24 protein-coding genes are annotated in these 22,912 nt (G+C 55.5%); 12 read left to right on the top strand and 12 right to left on the bottom strand.

The annotated features are described in order from the left end of the window. Positions 1-31 precede the first annotated feature (31 nt). On the bottom strand, positions 32-595 hold the full coding sequence (locus ASE07_RS14185) for a flavin reductase family protein (RefSeq protein ID WP_057291489.1): 564 nt from the start codon (positions 593-595) through the stop codon (positions 32-34). 402 nt (positions 596-997) lie between these two features. On the opposite strand from ASE07_RS14185, the gene ASE07_RS14180 reads away from it, so the two are divergent. Continuing rightward, positions 998-2,290: a polysaccharide deacetylase family protein gene (locus ASE07_RS14180; RefSeq protein ID WP_057291488.1), complete on the top strand. Its 1,293-nt coding sequence runs from the start codon at positions 998-1,000 to the stop codon at positions 2,288-2,290. Between the two features lie 121 nt (positions 2,291-2,411). Here ASE07_RS14180 and ASE07_RS14175 read toward each other — a convergent pair whose 3' ends face one another. Together ASE07_RS14175 and ASE07_RS14170 are read right to left on the bottom strand one after the other, a co-directional pair. Beyond that, entirely contained in the window at positions 2,412-2,615 is a 204-nt protein-coding gene (locus tag ASE07_RS14175) for a hypothetical protein (protein ID WP_057291487.1), read from the bottom strand. A gap of 167 nt (positions 2,616-2,782) precedes the next feature. Beyond that, positions 2,783-3,691, bottom strand: a complete 909-nt coding sequence (locus ASE07_RS14170; RefSeq protein WP_057291486.1) for a LysR family transcriptional regulator — start codon at positions 3,689-3,691, stop codon at positions 2,783-2,785. Positions 3,692-3,824: 133 nt separating this feature from the next. Here ASE07_RS14170 and ASE07_RS14165 point away from each other — a divergent pair, with 133 nt between their 5' ends. The 3 genes from ASE07_RS14165 (at position 3,825) to pncB (ending at position 6,603) form a co-directional block, all read left to right on the top strand. After that, positions 3,825-4,205: a tautomerase family protein gene (locus ASE07_RS14165; protein ID WP_057291485.1), complete on the top strand. Its 381-nt coding sequence runs from the start codon at positions 3,825-3,827 to the stop codon at positions 4,203-4,205. 346 nt (positions 4,206-4,551) lie between these two features. Further along, positions 4,552-5,367 carry an isochorismatase family protein gene (locus ASE07_RS14160; protein WP_057291484.1) on the top strand — a complete coding sequence of 272 codons (816 nt, stop codon included), beginning with the start codon at positions 4,552-4,554 and terminating at the stop codon, positions 5,365-5,367. 18 nt (positions 5,368-5,385) lie between these two features. Then, complete coding sequence (gene pncB / locus ASE07_RS14155) at positions 5,386-6,603, top strand: nicotinate phosphoribosyltransferase (protein ID WP_057291483.1); 1,218 nt, start codon at positions 5,386-5,388, stop codon at positions 6,601-6,603. Positions 6,604-6,979: 376 nt separating this feature from the next. Here pncB and ASE07_RS14150 read toward each other — a convergent pair whose 3' ends face one another. From ASE07_RS14150 to ASE07_RS28845, 4 genes are all read right to left on the bottom strand, one after another. Continuing rightward, on the bottom strand, positions 6,980-7,792 hold the full coding sequence (locus ASE07_RS14150; RefSeq protein ID WP_057291482.1) for a citryl-CoA lyase: 813 nt from the start codon (positions 7,790-7,792) through the stop codon (positions 6,980-6,982). Between the two features lie 2 nt (positions 7,793-7,794). Further along, positions 7,795-8,997, bottom strand: coding sequence for a CaiB/BaiF CoA transferase family protein (locus tag ASE07_RS14145; protein WP_057291481.1), 1,203 nt, complete (start codon positions 8,995-8,997; stop codon positions 7,795-7,797). Positions 8,998-9,037: 40 nt separating this feature from the next. Next, positions 9,038-9,805: an IclR family transcriptional regulator gene (locus tag ASE07_RS14140; RefSeq protein WP_057291480.1), complete on the bottom strand. Its 768-nt coding sequence runs from the start codon at positions 9,803-9,805 to the stop codon at positions 9,038-9,040. A gap of 158 nt (positions 9,806-9,963) precedes the next feature. After that, positions 9,964-10,278 carry a hypothetical protein gene (locus tag ASE07_RS28845; protein WP_156396636.1) on the bottom strand — a complete coding sequence of 105 codons (315 nt, stop codon included), beginning with the start codon at positions 10,276-10,278 and terminating at the stop codon, positions 9,964-9,966. Positions 10,279-10,381: 103 nt separating this feature from the next. Here ASE07_RS28845 and ASE07_RS28840 point away from each other — a divergent pair, with 103 nt between their 5' ends. From ASE07_RS28840 to ASE07_RS28835, 3 genes are all read left to right on the top strand, one after another. Continuing rightward, positions 10,382-10,606 (top strand): hypothetical protein, encoded by a 225-nt coding sequence (locus ASE07_RS28840; RefSeq protein WP_156396635.1) that lies wholly within the window; start codon positions 10,382-10,384, stop codon positions 10,604-10,606. Between the two features lie 90 nt (positions 10,607-10,696). After that, positions 10,697-11,449: a hypothetical protein gene (locus tag ASE07_RS14125; protein WP_057291477.1), complete on the top strand. Its 753-nt coding sequence runs from the start codon at positions 10,697-10,699 to the stop codon at positions 11,447-11,449. 243 nt (positions 11,450-11,692) lie between these two features. Next, the gene (locus ASE07_RS28835; RefSeq protein WP_156396633.1) at positions 11,693-11,896 is read left to right on the top strand and encodes a hypothetical protein; all 204 of its coding nucleotides are present in this window, start codon (positions 11,693-11,695) and stop codon (positions 11,894-11,896) included. Positions 11,897-12,219: 323 nt separating this feature from the next. Here the strand turns inward: ASE07_RS28835 and ASE07_RS14115 are convergent, their stop codons facing one another. Then, positions 12,220-12,816 (bottom strand): hemerythrin domain-containing protein, encoded by a 597-nt coding sequence (locus tag ASE07_RS14115; protein ID WP_082584152.1) that lies wholly within the window; start codon positions 12,814-12,816, stop codon positions 12,220-12,222. Positions 12,817-12,997: 181 nt separating this feature from the next. Here ASE07_RS14115 and ASE07_RS14110 point away from each other — a divergent pair, with 181 nt between their 5' ends. Next, positions 12,998-13,336: a hypothetical protein gene (locus ASE07_RS14110; RefSeq protein WP_057291474.1), complete on the top strand. Its 339-nt coding sequence runs from the start codon at positions 12,998-13,000 to the stop codon at positions 13,334-13,336. A 594-nt stretch (positions 13,337-13,930) separates the two neighbouring features. On the opposite strand, the gene ASE07_RS14105 is transcribed toward ASE07_RS14110, so the two are convergent. Further along, a complete protein-coding gene (locus ASE07_RS14105; protein WP_057291473.1) occupies positions 13,931-15,343 on the bottom strand; it encodes an MATE family efflux transporter in 1,413 nt (470 codons plus the stop codon). A gap of 36 nt (positions 15,344-15,379) precedes the next feature. Continuing rightward, positions 15,380-15,835 (bottom strand): MarR family winged helix-turn-helix transcriptional regulator, encoded by a 456-nt coding sequence (locus ASE07_RS14100; RefSeq protein ID WP_057291518.1) that lies wholly within the window; start codon positions 15,833-15,835, stop codon positions 15,380-15,382. Positions 15,836-16,004: 169 nt separating this feature from the next. On the opposite strand from ASE07_RS14100, the gene ASE07_RS14095 reads away from it, so the two are divergent. Continuing rightward, the gene (locus ASE07_RS14095; protein ID WP_156396629.1) at positions 16,005-16,334 is read left to right on the top strand and encodes a hypothetical protein; all 330 of its coding nucleotides are present in this window, start codon (positions 16,005-16,007) and stop codon (positions 16,332-16,334) included. A gap of 117 nt (positions 16,335-16,451) precedes the next feature. Here ASE07_RS14095 and ASE07_RS14090 read toward each other — a convergent pair whose 3' ends face one another. Continuing rightward, entirely contained in the window at positions 16,452-17,885 is a 1,434-nt protein-coding gene (locus ASE07_RS14090; protein WP_057291471.1) for an aminotransferase-like domain-containing protein, read from the bottom strand. 633 nt (positions 17,886-18,518) lie between these two features. On the opposite strand from ASE07_RS14090, the gene ASE07_RS14085 reads away from it, so the two are divergent. The 3 genes from ASE07_RS14085 to ASE07_RS14075 all read left to right on the top strand — a co-directional run bounded on the left by ASE07_RS14085 (position 18,519) and on the right by ASE07_RS14075 (position 20,798). Next, positions 18,519-19,184, top strand: coding sequence for a c-type cytochrome (locus tag ASE07_RS14085; protein WP_057291517.1), 666 nt, complete (start codon positions 18,519-18,521; stop codon positions 19,182-19,184). Positions 19,185-19,218: 34 nt separating this feature from the next. Then, a complete protein-coding gene (locus ASE07_RS14080) occupies positions 19,219-20,514 on the top strand; it encodes a cytochrome c (RefSeq protein ID WP_057291470.1) in 1,296 nt (431 codons plus the stop codon). 68 nt (positions 20,515-20,582) lie between these two features. After that, a complete protein-coding gene (locus tag ASE07_RS14075) occupies positions 20,583-20,798 on the top strand; it encodes a DUF2970 domain-containing protein (protein ID WP_057291469.1) in 216 nt (71 codons plus the stop codon). A gap of 30 nt (positions 20,799-20,828) precedes the next feature. Here the strand turns inward: ASE07_RS14075 and ASE07_RS14070 are convergent, their stop codons facing one another. Further along, positions 20,829-22,622, bottom strand: a complete 1,794-nt coding sequence (locus ASE07_RS14070) for a PHA/PHB synthase family protein (protein ID WP_082584150.1) — start codon at positions 22,620-22,622, stop codon at positions 20,829-20,831. Positions 22,623-22,912: the final 290 nt, after the last annotated feature.

Here is a 22,912-nt window from a genome sequence, read left to right as displayed (position 1 = left end):
GACCGGCTGGCTGCGCAATCCCCTTGTGACTCTATTTTTTTACATCGAAAGCCTCCCCGGTTTCGAAAAAATTTCCGCCGGCGATGTAATGAATGCTGCGAGGGCTACCTTCATCGAATGACCAATGTCCTTCGACGAAGGCTGCCGGATCGGCCCATGCAGCAATCACTTCGGCAAGGAAAAGATCGTAGCGTTCCTGGATATGCGGCTCCGGGATGACTCGGCATTCAAGCCAGCCAAGACAGCCATTGATAAGTGGTGCGCCAATTTTCTCGGCAGAGAATGCGGTAATGCCATATTCGTCGAACTTGTTCACCTCACGCCCCGACCGCGAGCCGACCGCCAAGGTTTGCTGGGCCAACTCCCTTGACGGCACATTCAGTGCGAACTCTCCAGATCCTTCCACCAGACGGCGCGTCCATGTGTTGCGATCGATGACAACAGCCACCTTGGGCGGCGAAAAGTCGAGCGGCATCGACCAGGCAGCAGCCATGACATTGACCGCTCCGTCGTATGCGCTGCTGACTAATACAGTAGGACCATGATTAAGCAGCCGATAGGCTTTGGATAGTTCGACTGCAACGCGATGAGACATATCGGTTTCCTGTGTGTGATTCGTTTGATCGCCAGGGCATGCACGAAAGTTGCACTGCGACCTTCGTATTATGGACCTTTGAGGCCCCGGTTTCACGGAGGGGCATTCTGTCCGGCGCAGTGGACCGAAAGAAGATGCAGGCTTTGCATACGGCCTAAACCTTTTTCTTTTGTCTGAAATTACTCAAGTCATCGAGGATACAAGTTTTCATCGGCTGGTATATCAATATAAGAATGCCCTGCGCGCCCGCAATTGATGCATGTCCGGCACCAAGTGCATATCGCATGATTTGTCACAATTCCCCAGGCGACATGGATCATGGCAGCCCATGTCCATGCCCCCGATCATATGCATAAGGGAGGACCGCTCCCAAATTCAATCAGAACAAACAGGGGAAAGTAAATGTTGCGTGCAAGCGTAGTGCCGGTAGTTGTGTTGGGAGCTGCTTTGGGATTGACAGGATGTGGCGGCGGAAGCGGAGGGCCAGCCGCCGATGGGTTAAGCTCAACAGATACAGGTACCAGTGTCGCAAGCAGTCTTGGCACGAACGCGGGGGCGAGTACCGGTAACAGCACCGGCGGTAATTCAGGCACAACTACGGATACAAATGTAGCTCCAGGCGGCGGAACTGCAGATAGCGGAGGTGCTGGCACCAGCACTACTGCCGATACCGGCATCAGCAGTGGCAGCGGCTCCAATGGAGGAACCACCACGGGCGACGCAGCGTGTCCCGACTTAAGTCGCTGTGTAGACTTTACCGCACTGCGTATTGCGAAATACAAGGACAACAAGCGGGCGGCGGCTTCCTATACCTTCGATGACGGTTATGCGACCAGCACCGCCATCGGTTCCATCTTTGAAAAGGCCGGATTGCGCGCTACCTTTTACATCATCCCTGGCGTCATACCCGCCGATGGCTGGTCGATGTGGCAGGCACTGAGGGACAAGGGTCATGAAATCGGAAATCATTCCATGACCCATCCGGATTTTGTGAACACGGTGATGAGCGACCAGCAGCTCGACACGGAGATCAATGGTGCACAAAGGCTGATTGAGCAAAAGTTGGGCATCCGGCCGCAGACTTTCGCTTTTCCGTATCATCTCTATACCGATCGTGCATTGAAAGTCGCACAGCAGAACCACGTTGCTGTCCGTAAGATGAACCTGGGCGATCCAGGTTATCAGTTTGCTTTCTTTGACACGGATCACGGAACTGACCTCGCTGGCACCTTGGTTACAGTGAACCGTCAACTCGACGAAGTCGTTAAGGCGGGAGGATGGTTTGTCGCCGGAGGACATGGGATTGACGGCGACGGATGGAGCCCGGTCACGACCGAATTCCTGCAGAAACACCTGGCCTATGCGGCGCAGTATTCGTCTACGCTGTGGACAGACACGTTTGCCAACGTGTCGCGCTATAGGCTCTGCCGGGATACGGTCAAGGCGGAAGTGCTGCTTCAGTCGTCAACCCAGGCTTATGTGCGTCTGACCGGGACCTATGACCCAGCGGTATGCAATGCGCCTCTGACGGTTACGGTGCCTGTTTCGATTCCCTCTGGTGCCGCGCTGCACACTAAGACTGCTGACGGTACCGAGGTCCCGAACTGGGTGAGTGCGGGAACCGCCTTCTTCAACCTGCGTCCGGGTGACAAGATATCGCTGCAAGTTGTGCCAGCTACAAAATTTGCAAAGTAAACAAAACGGGGCGCATGCAGCGCCCCGTTTTAATGGGTGAACTCTATCAGGCTAAATTTATGCAACCAAGGGCTTGGTAATCCAGGCGTATGGCCAATTGCGATTTTGAATGCTTGGCGGCTTAATCGGTCAGGAAAAGGAGCGCTGCGAACACGCCACCGATCAGCAGCAAGGCTTTGGAAAATCCACTCATATTTTCCTTTTTCGTTGGCCACTGGCGATGGCGCACAGGCTGTGGCGGAGTCAGCGGAAAACCGCAGGCCGGGCAGACATGTGCGCTGGAAGCGGTTTTTGCTTTGCATTGGGGGCAGGATGCCTTTGCCATGGGAGCCTCTTGGTTTTCAGAATGACAATTAGACCGTAAACGTTCCAGCCGGTAAAGAACTGTCTGAGTTGCCTCGGTCAGTGCGGCGGCGTACGCGGAAAAGCTTTTTTCAACTGCACCATCATTACTCCATCAGCTAAATAAGCTGACGTATAGCCTTACCTCACTTAGTTGGCAGACAGCGCGTCCGCCGGTGTCTGGAGGACCTCAGGCGGAAGATTTTCATGCAACACCTCCAATATGACTTCACGCAATCGTGCAATCGCAGGCGTTATCGGTTTGTGTCCGTGACGGATCACCAGACCAATGCCAGGCAGCGTCGGCAACCGGCGTTCGATGCCAACGTTCGTCAGGCCCCGTGGCGCCGCTACGGCGCATCTGACTGTGACACCAATGCCGGCTTCCGCTGCTGCCCACAACCCTCCGAGGCTGGGGCTGGTCACCGCGATACGCCATTTGATACCGGCATCGTCCAGTGACTTGATGGCCGCCTGCCGGAATACGCAGGGTTGTTCCAGCAGTAGAAGCGGCAGCGGCTCATCCGGGGCGAGCGATAAATCCGGCCGACCTATCCACACCATGTCGAGTTCGGCGATTGGCTCCGCGCCTTCCGTTTTTTCATTGGAAAAGATCAGCGCGATATCGATTTCACCGCGATCCACCTGGACGGCCAGTGCGGAGTTGCGGTCCATGCGGATTTCGATGGCAACTTGGGGATGCGAGCGGGCAAACCTTGCCAATGTGGCGGGCAGCCAGGTGTTTTCAAAATCCACCGACATGCCGAAGCGTACACTGCCCATAACGGCCGAGCCACGCACTGCGGCGACCGTTTCCTCGTTGAGCTCCAGCATGCGCTGGGCATAATCATGCAGGGTTCTTCCCGCAGCGGTCAGGGTAAGCGAGCGACCCTGCTTTTCGAAAATTTCGACGTCCAGCTGCTCTTCCAGTTTTTTCATCTGCAGGCTTAACGCCGATTGCGAGCGGCCAATCTTGTCCGCGGCGCGCGCAAAGCTGCCCATGCTAATGCCGGTCACAAGCGTCCTCAGCAAATCCAGGTCCAACAGAAGTCTGCTCATATGTTTGCTCATATATGAGTAAATTTAAAGTATTTCTTTAAAACTTCGAATTTTACAAATGTATATTAGCTGCCTATAGTCCTCCTGTCACCCGATTATTCGAAAACGGAATCACATTGAAAAGGAGTAAATCATGCCATTCGTACGTATTTATTTGCCGCAAGGAAGTGCGCCGGAGATCAAGCGGCACGTGTCTGATGCAATTCACCAGGCTTTGGTCGAGACCTTCAAGGTTCCGGAGGACGATCGTTTTCAGGTCATCAGTGAGCATGGTCCGGATGACCTGGTCTGTACACCCGCTTATCTAGGTATTGCGCACTCGGCCCGGGTCGTCTTTGTACAGATCACCTGTAGTGAAGGCCGCAGCGTTCAGGCGAAAAAAGATCTTTTTCAGCACATGGCAGAACTGATCGCAATTAACGGAGCCTTTGCGATGGCCGACGTCATCATCAACCTGGTCGAGGTCAAAAAGGAAAACTGGTCGTTTGGCGACGGCATTGCGCAATACGCCTGAAAGCAGCTTCAAGAATATTTTTACCTTTTATTTTACGATGGAGATAACCATGAACACTAATCCTGCTTCTGATGCCACTTCCGATTCACATGCATTGCCTGTTGAAGATAAATGGCGCATCGCGAGGTGTGTCGTGCTCGTTTTAGTATGTTCGATAAGCGCAGCCTCGCTGTCTATCCACTGGCTCACACCGATTGTTTAGCAGGTCCCGTATCACCGCAGTCTTGAGGATCGCTTTATGACTGAAGGCGATCCTGGGGAGGCGATCTGGCGGATATAAGCCGGTCCAAGTAGGATACACTGGATCTCCTCCGCAAAAGACTTACCGTTTTTAAACGCATCTGCCATGAACGTCAACCTGCTTATCATTGACCCACAGAATGATTTCTGCGATATCCTGGGTGCCGCCCTGCCTGTTACGGGTGCCGATGAAGACATGAAACGACTTGCCGCTTTTATAGCGGGACATGGATCAGCACTGTCCTCCATCACGGTGACGCTCGATTCTCACGCCAGCGTCGCGGTCGAGCGCACCACCTTCTGGGCTGCACACGATGGAGGCGAAGTCCCGCCGTTCACCATCATCACCCTCGACAGCCTACGTAACGGAGAATATATTCCACGCGATTGCAGCCTGCTGCCGTCTGTGACCGCCATGCTGGAAAAACTCGAACAGCTTGGCAGGCACCAGTTGATTGCCTGGCCCGTACACTGCGTAACCGGGACATGGGGTCACAATATCCATACGGCGTTGTCACAACAACTGAATGCCTGGGAGTTTGCCCGTCAGTGCCCGGTTACCAGGGTGTTGAAGGGGCAATATCCCCTGTCGGAACACTATGGCGTGTTCGAAGCCGAAGTGCCCCATGAAGACGAGGAAGCGACGAAATTCAATGAGCGTCTCGCAACAGACCTGCTTAGGAACACGGATCTTCTGCTGATCGCCGGCGAAGCGTCCAGTCACTGCGTGGCGGCGAGCGTCGAACAACTTCTCGGCTATGCCAGGGGTAAAAATCTGCGCCTGCCACGCATGGTTCTGCTGCGGGATTGCATGAGTGCGGTTACGGGTTTCGACGCAGCGGAACGTGGATTCTTTGAACGGGCAGGCGCACAAGGCGTAGAACGCTTGACGGCGAATGAGGCCGCTGAACTACTGGACTAGATACGGAAAACGATAGACATGAAAAAACCCTTTCAGCCGGTGATTCAGAGCCTGCTCGACACGGACCTGTACAAATTCACGATGTGGCAGTCACTGCTGCATGCATTCCCGGCCAATCAGTCCGAATATCGCTTCAAATGCCGCAACAAGCCGGCGTATCCCTTGAGCTCGCTTCGGTACGATGTCGAGGCGCAGCTTGATGCTTTGTGTGCGATGCGCTTTACGGATGATGATCTGGAATATCTCCGCATGCGGCCGTACTTCAAATCGGACTTCATCGATTTCCTGCGGATTTTCCACTTTCAGCGACGCTACATCCGCATTGAGGAAGACGGTGATGATCTTGTCATCGTTGCGCAAGGGCCGCAAATCCATGTAATGGGTTTTGAGGTCTATGTACTGTCAATCGTCAACGAGCTCTACTTCCGCAGCGTGGACCAGGATGCCGCAATGGCGGAAGGGCGAAGGCGCATGCAGGCAAAGGTTGAGCTCCTGCGGCAGAAGGGACCGGAAACGGCCGAGCGCGTACATCCATTCCAGTTCTTTGACTTTGGCACGCGCCGGCGGTTTTCTGCGAGCTGGCATGACGAAGCGGTGGCTACGCTGAGCCGTGAGCTCCCTGCCTATTTCAAGGGCACTTCCAACGTGCACCTGGCGCGCAAATATGGCCTGGTACCTATCGGCACGATGGCGCACGAATACCTGCAGACATTCCAGGCAGTCGGTGTGCAGCTCAAGCAGTTCCAAAAGGCTTCGCTCGAGGCGTGGGTGCAGGAGTATCGAGGCGACCTTGGCATCGCACTGACCGATGTGGTTGGTATGGACGCTTTCCTGAATGATTTCGACTTGTACTTTGCCAAACTCTTCGACGGCTTGCGTCACGACTCCGGCGATCCTGCGGAATGGACCAGGAAGGCACTCGCCCATTATGCGAAGCTTCGCATCGATCCGCATACGAAGAGACTCGTTTACTCCGACAGCCTGAACCTGCCAAAGGCATTGGCATTGCATCGGGAATTTGCCGATTACGTACAGATGGGTTTTGGCATCGGAACCAACCTGACCAATGATATGGGTATCGACACACTGAATATCGTCATGAAGCTCATCACGTGTAATGGACAGCCGGTAGCGAAGCTTGCCGATGCGGAAGGAAAGACCATGTCCGTGGACGAAACCTTCCTTGCTTATCTGCGGCAGCAATTCAATCGCACTTATACCACTCCCAACCCATAACGCACCATGACATCGCGTCTTTTTCCGGGGGGCGCCGAGCCGCCTGCCGGCGGTGCACTCGTCGTCAATAGCCCGTTATTGACTCCTCCTGCGCCTTGCCAGCCAAAACAAATCCATCGGTGTCATTCGTAACGTTACAGGTTGGAATCGGTATTAGAGGGTCAGGTTGAAGAACGCCCGAACGACTTCTTTGGCAACAGTCGCTGAGGAAATTATCCTGATTGGAGTGCCGTTGCAAGAAATATGCGGCACCTACGCTCCATTTCATGGCGAGCAGGTTGATGTATTTAAGCGAACAAGTTCAAGTCGTCGTTTCAGGAGCGCTGAGACAGCAAAGCTGATACTTGGGATATTCTGGGATATTGTTAAAGGGCGTCTATTTCCCGGTATAGCGATAGCCCATATCGGGTGGCATCGGTCCCTTGATACGTCCGCCCTGTTGTTTCTGTTCCCACGCGTGCGCCAGGATGCCGACCGAGCGCGACAGGATAAACAAGCCCCTCGCGAGTTCCGGCTCGAAACCGAGTTCACCGTAGACGACGGCGGTCGCACCGTCGATATTCATCGGGATGTGGCGTCCGCTTCGCTTGCCAAGAGAAGTTTCTACCTGTCGGCCAATCTCGGCGTAATGTCCTGTCACAACGCCGGCGTCGGCGGCTTCGTCGATGAGGGCAAGCAGCCTGACCGCACGTGGATCAACCGGATGAAAACGGTGTCCATATCCCGGAATTATTTTTCCATGCGTGTTGCTGTACTCATCCAGTGCCTGTTCGGTCGCATCCGACACTGATTTTGAAGCAGCATAAGAACGAATGCACTCGAATAGCGCGAGGCATTGTTCACCCGCGCCGCCATGGACGTCATCCAGCACGTTGATCGCGGATGCCATCGCGCCATTAAGCGGAAGGCCGCAGGTCACCGCCATGCGCGAAATAGCGATCGAAGGAGCCTGCGGACCATGATCGACAGCCGAAACAAGCGCGGCCTCCAGCAGTCTGGCCTGCGCCGGACTCGGTTCGTCGTCGCGACACATCAGCCACACCATATGCGCATAGCTGATGTTGCCGATCAGGTCTTCGATAGGCTTGCCCTTGACGCGGATGATGCCCGGGCGAATATCGATAATTTTGGTGCTCCACCAATCCTTTGCCCTGGCAAGCCAGTCCTTGCTTTCCGCTCCGGTAGTCATAGTCATATGGCTCCTTCCGATCGCAACTGATCGATTTCCTCAGGCGTGTAGCCGGCTTCCTGCAAAATAGTTGTCGTATGCTCCGCGAGGCGCGGTGGTCCTTGTTCAACGCGGGTTACATCACCATCTACCTTGAACCCGCTGCGCGTTACCGTGATGCTGTCTCTGATGCCGTCGTTGAAGGGCAGGCTCATCAGCAGTTCGCGGTGGGCAATCTGCTCCTGGTTCAAAGCCTGCTCCACGCTGAGCACCTGTCCGGCGGGTACGCCGGCTGCAGTCAGCACGTCTTCCCAGTGGGCAGCCGTGTTTTCCGACAGCGCGTCTTCGATGGCCTGAGTCAGTGCGGCGCGATGCTGCTTGCGCGACTCACGTGCTGCGAATCGCGAATCTGCGATGAGTTGCGGCCGGCCGATGACCTGGCACAGCGTTTCAAACTGCTCCTGCTTGTTCGCCGCAATATTGAGCAGCCCGGACCCGGTACGGAAGGTCCCGGACGGACTTGCTGTGAAATTGTTATTCCCCATCGGCACAGGCGCCTGTCCGGCGATCAACTGATTGGAAACGATCCATCCCATGGTGACAATGGCCGAGTCCAGCATTGATACGTCGAGAAAGGCCCCTTCGCCGCTTCGTTCCCGCCGCACCAGCGCCGATGAAATGGCGAAGGCCGCCGTCATGCCGCCAATGGTGTCGCATACCGGATAGCCGACCCGCAGTGGCGCTGTCGCCTCGTCTCCGGTAATACTCATCACGCCGGACCGGCCCTGAATGATCTGGTCGTAGGCAGGTGCGTTGGCCAGTGGGCCGGTCTGTCCGAATCCTGAAATTGCGCAGTAGATCAAGCCGGGGTTAATCAGTTTTAGGGCGTCATAGCCGAGGCCGAGGCGATCCATGACGCCGGGGCGGAAATTTTCAAGAACCACATCCGCCTGCTGCACCAGCCTGGTAAATACCTTCTTGCCCGCAGCGGATTTAAGGTTCAAGGCGATGGAGCGCTTGCCCGCGTTTTGGGCAAGGAAGGAGGTGCCCATGTTCTTCCGGTTCAGACCGGCATCGGCACCGAGCTGTCGCGCCAGATCCCCGGAGCCAGGTGTTTCCACCTTGGTGACATCGGCACCAAGCAGTGCCATTTGATAGCCGGTAAAGGGACCGGCAAGGACATTGGTCAGGTCAAGTACCTTGATTCCTGAAAGTAGCGTTGTCATTGATATCCTGTACTGGTGTTGCTATCCAACATGGAAGATCTCATCCGAAAGTCGCATTCGCAAATGAAAACGCTGACGGGTTGCCTTTGAAGCGTATGGTCAATGTCCTTGCCGCGGCAATCAGGACTGGAATCATCGCCGCTACCTCTGCATCGCCAAACCTTGTAATGGGTCCGGACAGACTGAGTGCACCCTGCAGCGCATTTTTTTCACCGAATACGGGGCAAGCAACTGCAGCGGTTTCCACATCGCGCTCACCGCGCGTAATCCGTATCAGGCTCTCGGCGCCGAGTGTGTCGGCATCGGACGCAAAGCGCTCGAAATCAACGAGTACATGGCCTGCCGCGCCCTTGTCCAGCGGCAGCAGTTCACCGACTTGAACGTGGTCCCGTACGGCACGAGGAGAATCGACCCTGAATGAGCAAAGACGCATCGTGCCGGAGCGCACGTAAAAGGACGCGCTTTCACTTGTGGCCTGCACCAGTTCACGCAATACAGGCATGACCAGCTCTGCAGGATGCAATGCCTTGGTGGCGAGAGCGGCGAGCCGGATCGGTGAAGGCCCGAGCATGTAGACGCCACTGTCGAGCCTATGGATGTAGCCGTAGGATTCGAGCGATTGCATCAGGCGCAAGATCGTGCTTTTGTAGAGACCAGTCCGCTGGCTGAGTTGGGCTAGTGTCAGCATAGGCGCGTCTTCAGTGAATGCGTCGAGAATACTGAGCGCGCGATTTACCGCGGCGACGCCGGGTTCGTCGGAACTGCCATCTTCATCGGCCATGACCTGTATAGGAGCCCTGCTTGCCATATGGATATTATTCTGTCAGATGAAACGATAGCTGACAGAATAGAACGACGTAGGTCATTCGTCAATTGTGGCGAACAGATAATATTTCCAGGTATTAACATTCACTTACAGCTGAAACACCTTTACGCGATCATGTTTCAGCGCTCCATGGTTAGTATTCATCTGGCAATGCCTACTTGATATCCGCCTTTGGAGACCACTATGAAAAGTATTAAGACTGCACGTCCTGCTCTTATCCTGACCGCACTCACAGCAGCCCTCTTGTCTGCCGGTACTGCATTTGCACAGACCGCATCGACAACATCTGCGACAGAAACAACAACTACGACCGCAACCACGCCTGCAACGGCGACTACCACACCAACGACGACGCAGGTCACCGCAACGACAAGCATCGATTCGGCAACCGGCACAACAACGGCAACCGCTACGACAGCGCCGACCACAACCACGACGGCAACAACGACAACCACTACGGCTCCCGCAACAACCACTGCCAGAAAAGGCGCAACCGTCTACAAAGCCGGCGCAACTGTGCCCTCCGGCGTAACAGCGAAAACCCATGGAGCTACGGTTGTGCTGCCCGAATCGGCACAGGCGGGTCAAGCGCGTGCGGCCGAGAACAAGGCCTTAGCTGCAGAAAAACGTGAAGCCATCTCCGCGTTCAAAGCAGAGAAACCTGCCAGGGTCGACAAAATAGAAAAAGTGGAAAAGGTCGAAAAGCTTGAAAAGGTGGAGAAAGTCGCAAAGGTCGAGAAAATCGAGCGCCCCGAAAAAGTCGAGAAGACTCGCCGCAACTAACCGGTCAAGCCCGCCATAAACTCACTAGCTCTATCCAGCCGGGCAACAAGCGTTGCCCGGCTTTTTATTGAAACAACGATTGTTATCAACATGAAAAAACTGAGTCTCCTCGCAGCCGCGCTGCTGTCCCATGCAGCGTTCGCCGAAGGCAATTTCACTTTCAAAACGGGATACGACTACACCACGGGCAAATACGGTACCGATACCCATACCGAGATTACAGCCATCCCGTTTATCGGCACCTACGAGAGCGGCAACTGGACATTGAAAGCGTCCATTCCCTACGTGCGCATCACAGGTTCTGACAATGTTATCGCCGGCGTGGGCGCCGTGCGCCAGACCTCGACCACGACGCGTACGGACTCCGGCATGGGAGACCTGACCACGAGCGCAATCTATTCTTTCATGCTCGACCCGAAATCGCAGACTGGTATCGATGTCACGGCAAAGATCAAGTTTGGTACTGCCGACAGCGACAAAGGCCTTGGGACCGGTGAAAACGATTACTGGATCATGATCGACCCGTACACCAGGATGGGCGACCTGACATGGTTCGGCGGCATTGGCTACGGCATGCTGGGATCATCAGAAGTACTGAAGCTCAAGGATGTCATCAGCGCCAACGCAGGCCTCTCATACAAGCTCGATCAGCAGGCAAATATTGGCGCGATGCTGGACTTTCGCACCAAATCTACGGACGCCGGTTTCGCACAACGTGAACTGACCGCGTTCTATTCGCGCAAGCTTGGCGGCGGCTACAAATTACAGGCCTATGCGACGAAAGGCTTTTCTGATGGCAGCCCTGACTGGGGCGGTGGTGTCAACGTCGCCTATAACTTCTAAATGTTGACATCCCCTGGCAGTGCGGCCTGCGGCACGGGAAGGTTACCTGGATTATCGAGGACAGCGAAATCGAGAATTATTCTTTCCTGGAAAGCGCTGCGCCGGATCCCGTCGGTGTAATGGTGTCGTTACCGCAGCTTGTGCTTCGGCACCGATCCTCGTTAATTGTGCTCATCGTCCAAACTTTCTACCTCCGAATGGTTCTATTGAGAATAGAGTCGATTCAAATTTTCGGAGAACGTAATGGCAGAAAGTACCCGACAGCAAGATGCGCAGTCCGATACAAGGGATGCGGCGACTAAAGCAGCGGAACGGGAGAAAACCACGCCACCAGGTGAAGCCCCTGTAAAGCAACATAACCCCGGCGATCAGGGGCTTAACCCAGGGCAGAGAGGCCCTGCCCAACCGTCAGGAACCAGCGACGCCGGGGATGCAGGTGGCGCCTGAAAAGCGAGCTGAAAATCAGGAACGTATAACGATCCTCGCTGCTAGAACGGACGTAATACCAATCCCAACCCATAACGCAACATAAGATCGCGTCTTTTTTCGGGGGCGCCGAGCCGCCTGGCTGCGTTGCACTCGTCGTCAATAGCTCGCTATTGACTCCTCCTGCGCCTTGCCAGTCAAAAAAATCCATCGATCTCATTTGTCACGTTACAGGTCGGGATTGGTATAAGGTGCGCGGCAAGATACGCAACATGCGCTTGTTAAACGGCCGCAAGGCGAGCCACGACCTCTGCGGCTCGCTCGCCTGCCTTTTAATTACAGCGCTACAGCGCCGGACCGACTCCAATCGGAGAGGGGGCGAGATTGACGATCAGTGAGAATAGCTTTTCCATGCTCTCCTTGTACTGGCTGCCGATCAATGGATCTTCATGATTGGTAAAGGCGGCATCAAGCTTTTTCCAGTCTTCGTCGGTCAGGACTTCCATCGCGGTCGTCAGTATCTTGTCTTCTTCAAGACGCATGTGCGCCGAGTAAAAGCCGGCGTACTGTTCGACCATCAGATAGAACGGCTCAAACGCCGGCTTGCCTTCGAGTTCGTAGCGGGCAAGGGCATGCTCCAGTTGCAGCACCAGTCGGTCGCCAAGTGTATGCTGGGCTTCGAGTTCCGCGATGGCCTGATCCACTTCATGCGTGCGCTTTCGCACAAGCGGAAACAAGAGATAGTCTTCCTTGGGATGGTGCATTTTCTCCGGATATTCGCGGATGTAAAAAAGCATCGCCCGAAACACCTTCAGGTCCGGCGCTTTACCCCCTTTGTCAATGGCACGCACGATATGCACCATGGCCTGTATGACAGCGTTGAGCAGATCATGGTCTGCCTGTATCGACCTGACGGAGGCGTGGGAAGAACGCAAACGCATACTGATGCTCACTTGTCTCGATGTGTTGAAGGGCTGACAGCGCACCGTGGTGAACGCATGCTCACCATGCCTGCCAAGGGATCGCTAATGCACTATGCGGATGCTATGCATTCGGATGTTGCAAAACCATGATCTGCATCAAAAATTTCAAAATGCCGATACGAAGCAGCGATGAATTTGCATGAAGAAGCCGATCGCGACCAGCCACAGCAGGATAGGGTTCGAGCGCGATGCAGGCAGATTTTCAAGTCACGAGAAGAGCCGCAGAGAAATAAAAGTAAAAGCGGAAGGTGACTTAACTAGGTTTCGCCCGGCGGCGCTCTGCAGGATGCAACAACACACGCTTGGCAACATGGAGCGGGACCTTCCTTGCGTTAATGAACTCGGACGCCTCACGGAGGCCACGCGTTCCAAGCAAGGCGATGGCTTCCTCCACGATTACCTCGGTTTCCTTATCGACGCGTTCAATAACCACATCAGGAAAAAGCATCTTCCTGATCTGATTCGATGTCGTCCATGATTCTCCGTTGTCCTGAGTGGAACTCACTGCTTTCCTCCGATGCTTAACTTTCCTGAGCGGACCAGACATACCATCATGGATCGGTGCCGCACATCACGCCGGACGATTAATAACGGCGTGTGCACGCAAGCGACTGATGCCATACCGATATAACCTGAAAATGCCGGTAGCGAATACATGGCAAAAATAACATCAGTTTGCCGTCTGGTTTTTGTGGATTCTCTATTTGTGGACATAAATCCGATCGATTGCAGTCCAGGAGACAGGCGTCCATGGCACTGCCTGATTTTTCAGCAAAGTATCCTTAGCCTTTAAACACAAGGCCTGGATGAGAGGACTTTAAAGATATCCACATAGTTTTCCACTGGAAATGTGGACGGAAGAAGAATGCGTCCGAAGCATCTAGAGCGGATTTCATCGTGGTGTACGGAGAAAGTGCCGTGTGGCGGGCCACACAAGCGACAAGCAACGCCGTCCTGCGCGTCAAGGCGGACCGAGGCGACAGTACACACGATGAAATCCGCTCTAGTTATGTGTGGCGCGACATGCCTGTGTGTACGCAGGCAACGAAGAGTCGTGGCTTTGCGCGAACGCTCAGCTTTGCTGCATGCGTTTCATCAGGGTTGAAGTGCTGCTCGGCCACCCGATCGGACCGAACCAGGCTCCACCCGCGATAGACCATGCGTTAATCAGACCATAGATCACCAGCGCTACCGCCTGCATGGCGAAGATATGCATCAGCGTTCCGCCGTACCGCAGGGCGAGCCAGCCGCCGATAGCGGCGACTGCCAGCCTCGCCGCATTGCCCGCGACCGGCCACTTGAGACGTCCTGCACCTTGTGAAGCAAAGTACAGTGTCAACCCCAGGCCAAACAGGCCATAGACCGGCCCAACGGCTTGCAGGTATTGCGTGCCGGCGTCGAGCATGGCCGGATCGCTGTCGAACAAGGTCAGCCAGGCATGGGGAAAAGTCGCTGCCAACAGACCGATTGCCTCTGTGATGACTGCTGCCATGCCCGCCCCGATCCAGGTTGCATGCAGCGCGCGTTCACGCTTGCCGGCACCGATGCAGGTGCCGACGATGGCAACAAGCGGACCGCCGAAACCAAAGACCAGCGGTACCAAAAGATATTCAAGACGGGAGGCGGTGCCAAAACCGGCAATGGCGGCGGTGCCGAAACCGCCGACCAGCATGGTCGTAATACCGATCGCGAGATTGGTGGCGACGGTCGAGATGGCGCCCGCCAGACCGACACGAAGAATATCCTTGAACAATGTCCAGCGAAACCGGACTGCCTCGAACGATGGACGCAGCAGACTGTGTGGCGACCACAGGTACCAAGCCAAAGCGAAACTGCCCACCAGGTAATACGACAATAGAGCTGCTGCACCACCTGCGATGCCCATGCCCTGAACTGGTCCCCAGCCGAAAATCAACAGTGGTGAAAGGGGAACCAGTATGACCAACCCGGCGCAGGTAACGATCGCCGGAACCGCCATGTTGCCGGTACCACGGATTACCGCCGCCAGAGAATTGAAAATCCATACGATAACCGCACCGGCAAACACCCAGTTTGAATACTTCAGTGCTGCGTCCAGTGCCTCGCCGCTGCCGCCCATCTTGCCGTATAACCAGTAGCCGCCCGGTAGAACGATCAGCATGAAAGCCAGCCCAAACAACACTGCGAGCAGCAATGAGTGCAGAACAAGATCATTGGCATCATCACGACGCTTGGCGCCCAGCGCGCGTGCAATTGCGGATGCAATACCGCCACCAATGGCGCCAGCAGACATCATTTGCATCAGCATGACGACAGGAAAGACCAATGCCATGCCAGCCAAGGCTTGGGTGCCGAGTTTTCCGACGAAATAGGTTTCGATCAGACCAACCGATGCCTGGGCCACCATTACCAGGACATTGGGTGCCCCCAGGCGCAGCAGCGTAGGCAGGATGGGAGCCTCGAGCAAACGGCGGGTGCGGGGATCCAGCGAGGGGGTCTCGTTCATGTTGGGCTTCCGTCTCTGTGCCGCGATGCGGCGTGTTTACTCTTCGGTTTTCGTATCGAGGGTGGAAAGCAGATCGAGGGAATCATCGATCAGTGCATGCAGGGCAAGCACCCGTTCCACGCCCAGGGTGCGATTAAGCGTTTCCTGTGCTTGTTTCCAGTGATGCTGCGCTTCTTCGCGTTTCTGCCGCCCCGACTCTGTAATGCTGATGCTGCGACTCCTGTCGTTTGCCCCTGCGCCGATGACAATCCAGCCTGCATCGGCAAGTGGGCGCAGATTACGGGTCAATGTCGACGCATCCATCCGCATGGATCGGGCAAGGACGTTCGGCTGGATTGGGCCGAGCTTCAAGATGTGTGAAAGCAGGGAATACTGGGTGCTTTTGAGGCCGGCACGTTGCATCGCTGCATCGTAATGTTGACCCACACTGCGCATCAGCTGGCGCAGCTTGAAGTTGGTGCAACCCTCGGGTCGGGCTGGTTTGGATGTCATATCGAAGTCCGGTGCATGTGCATCGAAAGATGCATATGCAAGCATATTACATGCAACAGTTGTATATGCAAGTAAAATTTGACACCGGAGCAGAAAGGCGGTCTTATTTTATTTAATTAATAGATCGATTCCCGTATGAAATTGTTGTATTCTCAATACGATGAAACCCATGCTGCAGAACATGGGCAAAGCCAGGGAGAAGCGAGTGAACCCACTTATCGTGCGAGCGATCGAGGCAAAACGCCGACTCAAGCTAAGGTATTACGGTGGAGATCGGATTGTTGAACCCTGCGTATACGGCCTGGATAAGCTCGGCGACGCGCTCCTGATTTGCTATCAGGTAAGCGGCACCGGCAACGCCGAACGCGACAAGGGTTGGCAGCAATTCAGACTCTATGAGGTGGTCAGCGTATCGGAACTTGACGAATGGTTCGTGCATGAGCGTGGCGGCTATGACCACCTTCTGTCAAACATCGTCACCATTTACGCTCAAATTTGACGCTGACGTTTGCTGACGTTTCTAGCGGTTTGAACCACGGCTCACGCACATCGCAGCGTCAATGATTGACACTCATACGTTGCACTCTGCCCGCGCCTATATCAGAAAGCGCAGGGATCAACCCGATCGATCGTTCTCCATTGAGGTTGTAATCAATCGTCCCAGTGTCGCCACAGCCTGCTCCGCACGCGCATCCCATTCATGGCCGTAATTCAGGCGCAAGCAGTTGTTGAAGTCGCGATGCGCCGAAAACAACGGGCCCGGCGCCACGCTGATGCCGAGCGCAATCGCCTTGTTTTGAATTTCCAGCGTGTCCAGCTTGCCCGGCAGTTCTATCCACAGAAAATATCCGCCTGACGGGCGCGTTGCCTTGGTGCCGCGCGGGAAGTGCCGGACGATGGCCTGCATCATTGCGGTCTGGTTGACTTCCAGGGCGTGCCGCAACTGGCGCAGATGTTTGTCATAACCGCCCTTGGCAAGATACTCCGACAGCGCGACCTGTGCAGGCGCAGAGCTTGCAAGTGTCATAGTCAACTTGAGACGCACGACATCGTCGACATACCGGCCCGGCGTGGTCCAGCCGACACGGTATCCCGGGGCAAGGCATTTGGAAAACGATGAACAATGCATTACCAGTCCCTTGGCGTCAAACGCCTTGGCCGGAACAGGGCGCTTGTTGCCGAAATATAGTTCGCCATAGACGTCATCTTCGATGAGCGGCACGTTATGTTCTGCAAGCAAAGCCACCAGTGCCTTTTTTTTATCGTCCGGCATCAGGCTTCCCAGGGGATTTTGAAAATTGGTCATCAGCCAGCAAGCCTTTGGCTTGTGTCGCGCGATTGCCAGCGCGAGCGCATCGAGGTCCACACCTTCGCGTGGATGTGTTGGCACCTCGATGGCACGCAGCCCGATGCGCTCCAGTGCCTGCAACGCGGCATAGAAGGTGGGCGATTCAATGATGACGGCATCGCCGGGACGCGTAACCGCCTGGAGGCAAAGGTTCAGCGCTTCGAGCGCGCCTGTCGTGATAATGATGTCGTCAGGATGCACATGCAGGCCGTCCGCCAGATAACGCAGGGCGATCTGGCGACGTAGCTGCGCATTGCCCGGCGTAAGATCGTCCAGCGTACTCCATGGGTCCATGCGGTGAATGCTTGACGCCATGGCACGTGCCAGACGCGGAAGAGGAAACAGATGCGGGCTGGGAAAGGCCGAGCCGAAAGGGACGACATCCCGCAGCTTGGTCGAGCGCAGGATATCGAAGACCCGCTTGCTGACATCGACGACTGTCGCGTCACCGTGGATTGGCCGCGAAATACCCGGTTCGGGTGGCAGAACCTTGCCGCCTGCGGTCACGAAATAGCCGGAACGTTCGCGCGCGCGAATCAGCCCGCGTGCCTCCAGCAGATAATAGGCTTCGAACACCGTGGACGGACTGACGCCGCGGCTTGCACTGGCATGACGCACCGACGGCAAGCGATCACCCAGCTTCATCACGCCGGTGCGGATGGATTGCGCGATTTCCTCTGCTAATGCCTCGTAACGTTTCATCAATTGCTTTATTTCAAGTTGGTTGCAACGCCGTTTCGGCCAGCAGGCGGCGGACTCTTTGCCAAATCATGTCGACCGCTCCCTCAAGCTGATCACCCTTATCCTGCAGCCGTGTGCAAACCGGTTGCGTGTACGGTGCGCACCATTCCGGAGCCTGTCGTCAAACCCCGTCAAAGTGTGCGATACATCGTTCCCAAAGAACAGATGCAGGCAGGGACAAAAACAGCATAGCAGATAGACGGATTCCGCAAATTTCTTATGCCGGCAACAGAGCAGGGATCTCAGACCGGATACTCAGGAAAGTGATCAGGGTTACCGATATCCCTGCGCAAGGCAGCTTTTCGAGCGCATCTGATCTGCAAAAAAAACCGCCGGCTGAATCTGTTTTCTCCGCCTGGACCGGTTCAGAATCGCTCTGTATCGGGGAGCCATAACAGCTCCCGATCGTTACATCATCTGCGGAGCGGCACAGTGCACATACCCTTTTGCAATTTCCTTCAGACGTCCTGCATTCGGACAGAAAGCCATGTCTGGCAAGCTCTCAGGTCAACAGCCAAAACAACCGTTATTGCAACTCTATTCCCTTTGCTATGGATCGGTATTGGCCATGCGGCAGAGAACGACACCAGCGTTCTGATCCAACGCGGCTCGAATTCCGAGCCTACCGTTCGGCAAATTGATACAACCGCCGAGCGCGTCGCCGCATGCGCGACTTGCCACGGCAAGGAGGGACGCGCAACGCGGGACGGATTTTTTCCACGTATTGCCGGCAAGCCGGCGGGTTACCTGTACAACCAGCTTGTCAACTTCAGGGAAGGGCGGCGCCAGTATCCGTTAATGAATGCGATGGTTGCGCACATGTCGGATGCTTACCTGAAGGAGATCGCTCAGTATTTCGCTGACCAGCAACTGCCATATCCGCCAGCACAGCGATCGGCGTTTTCCCGGTCGACGCTTGAGCATGGACGCGGACTGGTCATCCACGGTGACGCGTCGCGCAACATCCCGGCCTGTATCGCTTGCCACGGCAAGAACCTGACTGGCGCCACGCCGACTATTCCCAGCCTTGTCGGACTACCGAGGGACTACCTGAATGCGCAGTTCGGCGCATGGAAGTCGGGAGCCAGGCACGCCGCGGCGCCGGACTGCATGGCACAGATCAGCCGGGTTCTGCAACCGGCCGATATCCAGGCGGTGTCCGCATGGCTGGCATCCCAACCCGTTCCGGATGATATGACGCCTGCTTCGTCCGCGAGCATGAAACTGCCGCTGGATTGCGGCAGTGTGCCTTATCCATGAAGGACGCAAGGAAGTCAGGAATTTAGGAACCCACATGAAACGATTTTTATTGCCGATAGTTGCCGGTGTTTTCATCCTTGTTGCCATTCCGGCCTTCATATTGATGCGAGATATGTTTACCGACCCGCTGAGCACAAGCACACGCAGCGCGCCGACCGAAATGGCTGGCGAGGCCTCGCGTGGACGCTACCTTGCGCGTGCAGGTAACTGTATGGCATGCCATACCGTGCGTGGCGGCATGGCGTACGCCGGTGGGCGCGCGATCAGCACGCCGTTTGGTGACATCTATACGTCCAATATTACCCCGGACCCAGAGACCGGGATCGGCACCTGGTCGCCCGATGATTTCTGGAGAGCGCTGCATCATGGCAAATCGAAGAGCGGTCGTCTGCTGTATCCCGCATTCCCTTATACGAATTACACCAACGTCACGCGCGCGGATTCGGATGCGTTGTTTGCTTATCTGAAAACCGTTCCTCCCGTCCAGCAGGATAATCGGATACATGCCTTGCGTTTTCCCTATAACCAACCGATTCTGTTAGCCGCATGGCGCGCACTGTACTTTCGTCCAAGCGAATATGTGCCGGCCGATCACCAGACTGCACAATGGAACCGCGGCGCCTATCTGGTAAAAGGGCTTGGCCATTGCAGCGCCTGCCACACCGCAAGAAACGCACTGGGTGCCAACTCGCCGAAAAATGATTTGGCCGGAGGAATGATGCCGGTGTCGAACTGGTATGCCTCCGCGTTGACTTCAAGCGGCGAGGAAGGCCTTGGCGATTGGCGCGTTAAGGATGTGAAGGACTTTCTGCATACCGGCGTGTCGGCACGCGGAGCCGCTTTTGGTCCAATGGCGGGCGTTGTCAGCACCAGCCTGCAGCACCTGTCGGGCGAGGACATCGAAGCGATGGCCATCTATCTGAAATCCATAACGACCGGCGCCATGCCCGTAGCACGAAGTGCTCCGGCCGAAAGATCACCCGAAGCGACTGCCGTTCTCAGGGACGGCGGGCGCCTTTACGAACGTCACTGCGCCGAATGCCATCAGGCGAACGGGAAGGGGGCAGGCATTGCCTACCCCCCGTTAGCCGGCAGTTCCACATTGCGCGCGCCTTCTCCGGTTAACGCCATACGCATCGTCCTCAATGGAGGGTTCGCGCCTGTGACACGCGGCAATCCGCGACCCTATGGCATGCCGCCATTTGGCACAACACTGAACGATCACGAGATTGCCGCAGTCGTTTCTTATACTCGGACAAGTTGGGGAAATGACAGTCCTATGGTCACCCCGATCGACGTCATGCTTTTTCGTGGCATACCCACGGATTAGACCTGCGATCAGGCATTCAGAGGTTTGATTGTTATCCGAGCGCGCATTCACTAAAAGGAGTATTGACAATGACCGACAGGAACAACGACACAACACGTACCCGATCGTTTATGAGCACGATGATTGCGATTGCGTGGTCATTCATCGGACTTCGCCGACGCAAGGATTTCGACGAGGATGTCGCAGGCGGATTTAATTACGTCTACGTCATCGGCTGCGCATTGATCGCGGTCAGCGCGTTTATCGGGGTGCTTCTGACCGCTGTGCATTTCGCGGTGACGTGACAGACGAGTCCATGGTCAAGGCAATTTCGCTTACGTCACCATCACGTAGGTGCCGGGTGCGGAGCATAGGGCTTTACCCATGGCTGGCGGGTGCACGGACTCACCCGAACTCGCTTTCAGCCACGACTCCCACGCTGGCCACCACGAGCCTTCCGTTGTCGGCACCGTCGCTTCCCACGTATCAGGATCGATGTAGGCGTCGTCGTGCCGATGCCGGGCCACTTGGTAGCTTCGTTTCGGTTGCCCGGGTGGCGAGACCACGCCCGCATTATGGCCACCGCTGGTCAGCAGGAATGTCACCTCGGTATCTGCAAGCAAGTGGATTTTGAATACGGATCGCCACGGTGCAACGTGATCGGTTAATGTACCGACCGCGAAAATCGGGACACGGATATCCGTGATGGCGACCGTTCTTCCGTGGACCCGGTACCTTCCTTCCGCAAAGTCGTTTCCTAGAAACAAGCGACGCAAATACTCTGAATGCATGCGGTACGGCATGCGTGTCGCATCGGCGTTCCATGCGGCGAGATCGTTGCGTCGTTCCGGCTGCCCGAGAATATATTGGTTTAACCGGCGTGACCAGATCAGGTCGTTCGAGCGCAATAGCTGAAAAGCACCCGCCATCTGTTTGGTATCGAGAAATCCCTGATCCCACATACTTGCTTCGAGCTGCGCGATCTGGCTCTCGTCGATAAACAGGGACAGTTCTCCCGGCTCGGTGAAGTCCACCTGGGCGGCAAAGAGTGAAATACTCGACAGGCGCTCGTCGCCGTCACGGGCCATGGTTGCTGCCGCGATCGACAGCAGGGTTCCGCCCAGGCAGTAGCCGACTGCATTGAGCTTGTCACAGCCAGTGACTTCCGCGATGGCATCGATTGCCGCCATGATGCCTAGCTGACGATAGTCTTCCATGGACAAATCGCGGTCTTTAACCCCGGGATTTTTCCATGAGATCATGAATACCGTATAACCCTGGCCGACCAGGTAGCGCACCAGACTGTTTTCAGGCGACAGATCGAGGATGTAGTATTTCATGATCCATGCCGGCACAAAGAGGACAGGGCGAGCCTGCACCGCAGGTGTCGTCGGTGCGTACTGGATCAATTCAATGAGGCGGTTCCTGTAAATCACCTTGCCGGGAGTTATTCCCAGCGACTTGCCGACGCGAAGACCGTCCGCAGAGGTCGGCGGAATGCCCGTGATCAAAGCTTCAATATCTTTCCGTTCCTTGACCGCGCCGCGGACCAGGTTCGCTCCGTTGCTGCGCACGGTCTCCTGAATCGCATCTGGATTGGTCGGCAGATAATTGGATGGCGACAGTGTGTCAAGTAATTGGCGTGCAACGAAGGTCACGACCTGTTCGTGGTGACGAGACACACCGACCACGCCGGTTGTTGCACGATGCCACCACTGCTGCGTCAGCAAGAAACCTTGTGAAAACACGTCAAACGGCCATTGCTTCCATCCTTCGCCGGCGAAGCGCTTATCCTGTGGCAGCGGTTCCACGCGCTGCCGGTGCATATCCTCCAGGTGGAGGAAAGAGTGTGCATGGAGCGACTGCCACTGCCAATATTTTCTCCATGCTTCGAGTAGTAACTGATGCTGTTTGGAAGGGGAAAGCTGTAAATGAATAATCCAGTCGCAGTACGCCAACCATAGCGAAGCCGGTGAAACATTTGCTGTCAGACGTCCCATGTAGGCGTTGAATGCGCGATCAAGACTGTCCGCAGTTCCGTGGTACCAGGGATCATCGTGCGGAATGGTCCCAAGCCAGGCACTGCCAAGACGTTCCGTCTTGCCTGGTTCATGTGCTGATGTGTCCATAGGTTTTCTTCCGGCGTACACAACGACAGGGGATTACGAATGAACAGTATCTCTCTCTTGCTGGCTAAGAATGTTGACGGACGTGGGCAAAAAGGGATTTTGCTTGATCCGCGTCAAATTGATCAGAATGAGTAAGCAAGGGCCGAAGCCTTTCGGCTCCTTGCGGCAAGTGGGTGGGACGAGAACTCGTGCTGCAGGGAACGCAATACCAATATCAATACCAAGCCCAATCCCAACCCATAACGCGAACCATCGATATTACTGGTTATGCTACGGGTTGAAACTGGTAT

The organism is Noviherbaspirillum sp. Root189 (assembly GCF_001428545.1).
Classification (GTDB): domain Bacteria; phylum Pseudomonadota; class Gammaproteobacteria; order Burkholderiales; family Burkholderiaceae_D; genus Noviherbaspirillum.
Note: the sequence above shows the minus strand (reverse complement) of the source record. Positions and strands in the feature narration are given on the sequence as shown.

What these genes read in the sequence shown, in the direction of transcription:
- ASE07_RS14105 (WP_057291473.1), bottom strand. Translation starts at nt 15,343, where the DNA reads ATGAACGAGACCCCCTCGCTGGATCCCCGCACCCGCCGTTTGCTCGAG.
- ASE07_RS14095 (WP_156396629.1), top strand. Translation starts at nt 16,005, where the DNA reads ATGCTGCAGAACATGGGCAAAGCCAGGGAGAAGCGAGTGAACCCACTT.
- ASE07_RS14175 (WP_057291487.1), bottom strand. Translation starts at nt 2,615, where the DNA reads ATGGCAAAGGCATCCTGCCCCCAATGCAAAGCAAAAACCGCTTCCAGC.
- ASE07_RS14125 (WP_057291477.1), top strand. Translation starts at nt 10,697, where the DNA reads ATGAAAAAACTGAGTCTCCTCGCAGCCGCGCTGCTGTCCCATGCAGCG.
- ASE07_RS14070 (WP_082584150.1), bottom strand. Translation starts at nt 22,622, where the DNA reads ATGGACACATCAGCACATGAACCAGGCAAGACGGAACGTCTTGGCAGT.
- ASE07_RS14180 (WP_057291488.1), top strand. Translation starts at nt 998, where the DNA reads ATGTTGCGTGCAAGCGTAGTGCCGGTAGTTGTGTTGGGAGCTGCTTTG.
- ASE07_RS28835 (WP_156396633.1), top strand. Translation starts at nt 11,693, where the DNA reads ATGGCAGAAAGTACCCGACAGCAAGATGCGCAGTCCGATACAAGGGAT.
- ASE07_RS14145 (WP_057291481.1), bottom strand. Translation starts at nt 8,997, where the DNA reads ATGACAACGCTACTTTCAGGAATCAAGGTACTTGACCTGACCAATGTC.
- ASE07_RS14100 (WP_057291518.1), bottom strand. Translation starts at nt 15,835, where the DNA reads ATGACATCCAAACCAGCCCGACCCGAGGGTTGCACCAACTTCAAGCTG.
- ASE07_RS14110 (WP_057291474.1), top strand. Translation starts at nt 12,998, where the DNA reads ATGAAGAAGCCGATCGCGACCAGCCACAGCAGGATAGGGTTCGAGCGC.
- ASE07_RS14075 (WP_057291469.1), top strand. Translation starts at nt 20,583, where the DNA reads ATGACCGACAGGAACAACGACACAACACGTACCCGATCGTTTATGAGC.
- ASE07_RS14140 (WP_057291480.1), bottom strand. Translation starts at nt 9,805, where the DNA reads ATGGCAAGCAGGGCTCCTATACAGGTCATGGCCGATGAAGATGGCAGT.
- ASE07_RS14115 (WP_082584152.1), bottom strand. Translation starts at nt 12,816, where the DNA reads ATGCGTTTGCGTTCTTCCCACGCCTCCGTCAGGTCGATACAGGCAGAC.
- ASE07_RS14080 (WP_057291470.1), top strand. Translation starts at nt 19,219, where the DNA reads ATGAAACGATTTTTATTGCCGATAGTTGCCGGTGTTTTCATCCTTGTT.
- pncB (WP_057291483.1), top strand. Translation starts at nt 5,386, where the DNA reads ATGAAAAAACCCTTTCAGCCGGTGATTCAGAGCCTGCTCGACACGGAC.
- ASE07_RS14090 (WP_057291471.1), bottom strand. Translation starts at nt 17,885, where the DNA reads ATGAAACGTTACGAGGCATTAGCAGAGGAAATCGCGCAATCCATCCGC.
- ASE07_RS14170 (WP_057291486.1), bottom strand. Translation starts at nt 3,691, where the DNA reads ATGAGCAGACTTCTGTTGGACCTGGATTTGCTGAGGACGCTTGTGACC.
- ASE07_RS14150 (WP_057291482.1), bottom strand. Translation starts at nt 7,792, where the DNA reads ATGACTACCGGAGCGGAAAGCAAGGACTGGCTTGCCAGGGCAAAGGAT.
- ASE07_RS14185 (WP_057291489.1), bottom strand. Translation starts at nt 595, where the DNA reads ATGTCTCATCGCGTTGCAGTCGAACTATCCAAAGCCTATCGGCTGCTT.
- ASE07_RS14160 (WP_057291484.1), top strand. Translation starts at nt 4,552, where the DNA reads ATGAACGTCAACCTGCTTATCATTGACCCACAGAATGATTTCTGCGAT.
- ASE07_RS14165 (WP_057291485.1), top strand. Translation starts at nt 3,825, where the DNA reads ATGCCATTCGTACGTATTTATTTGCCGCAAGGAAGTGCGCCGGAGATC.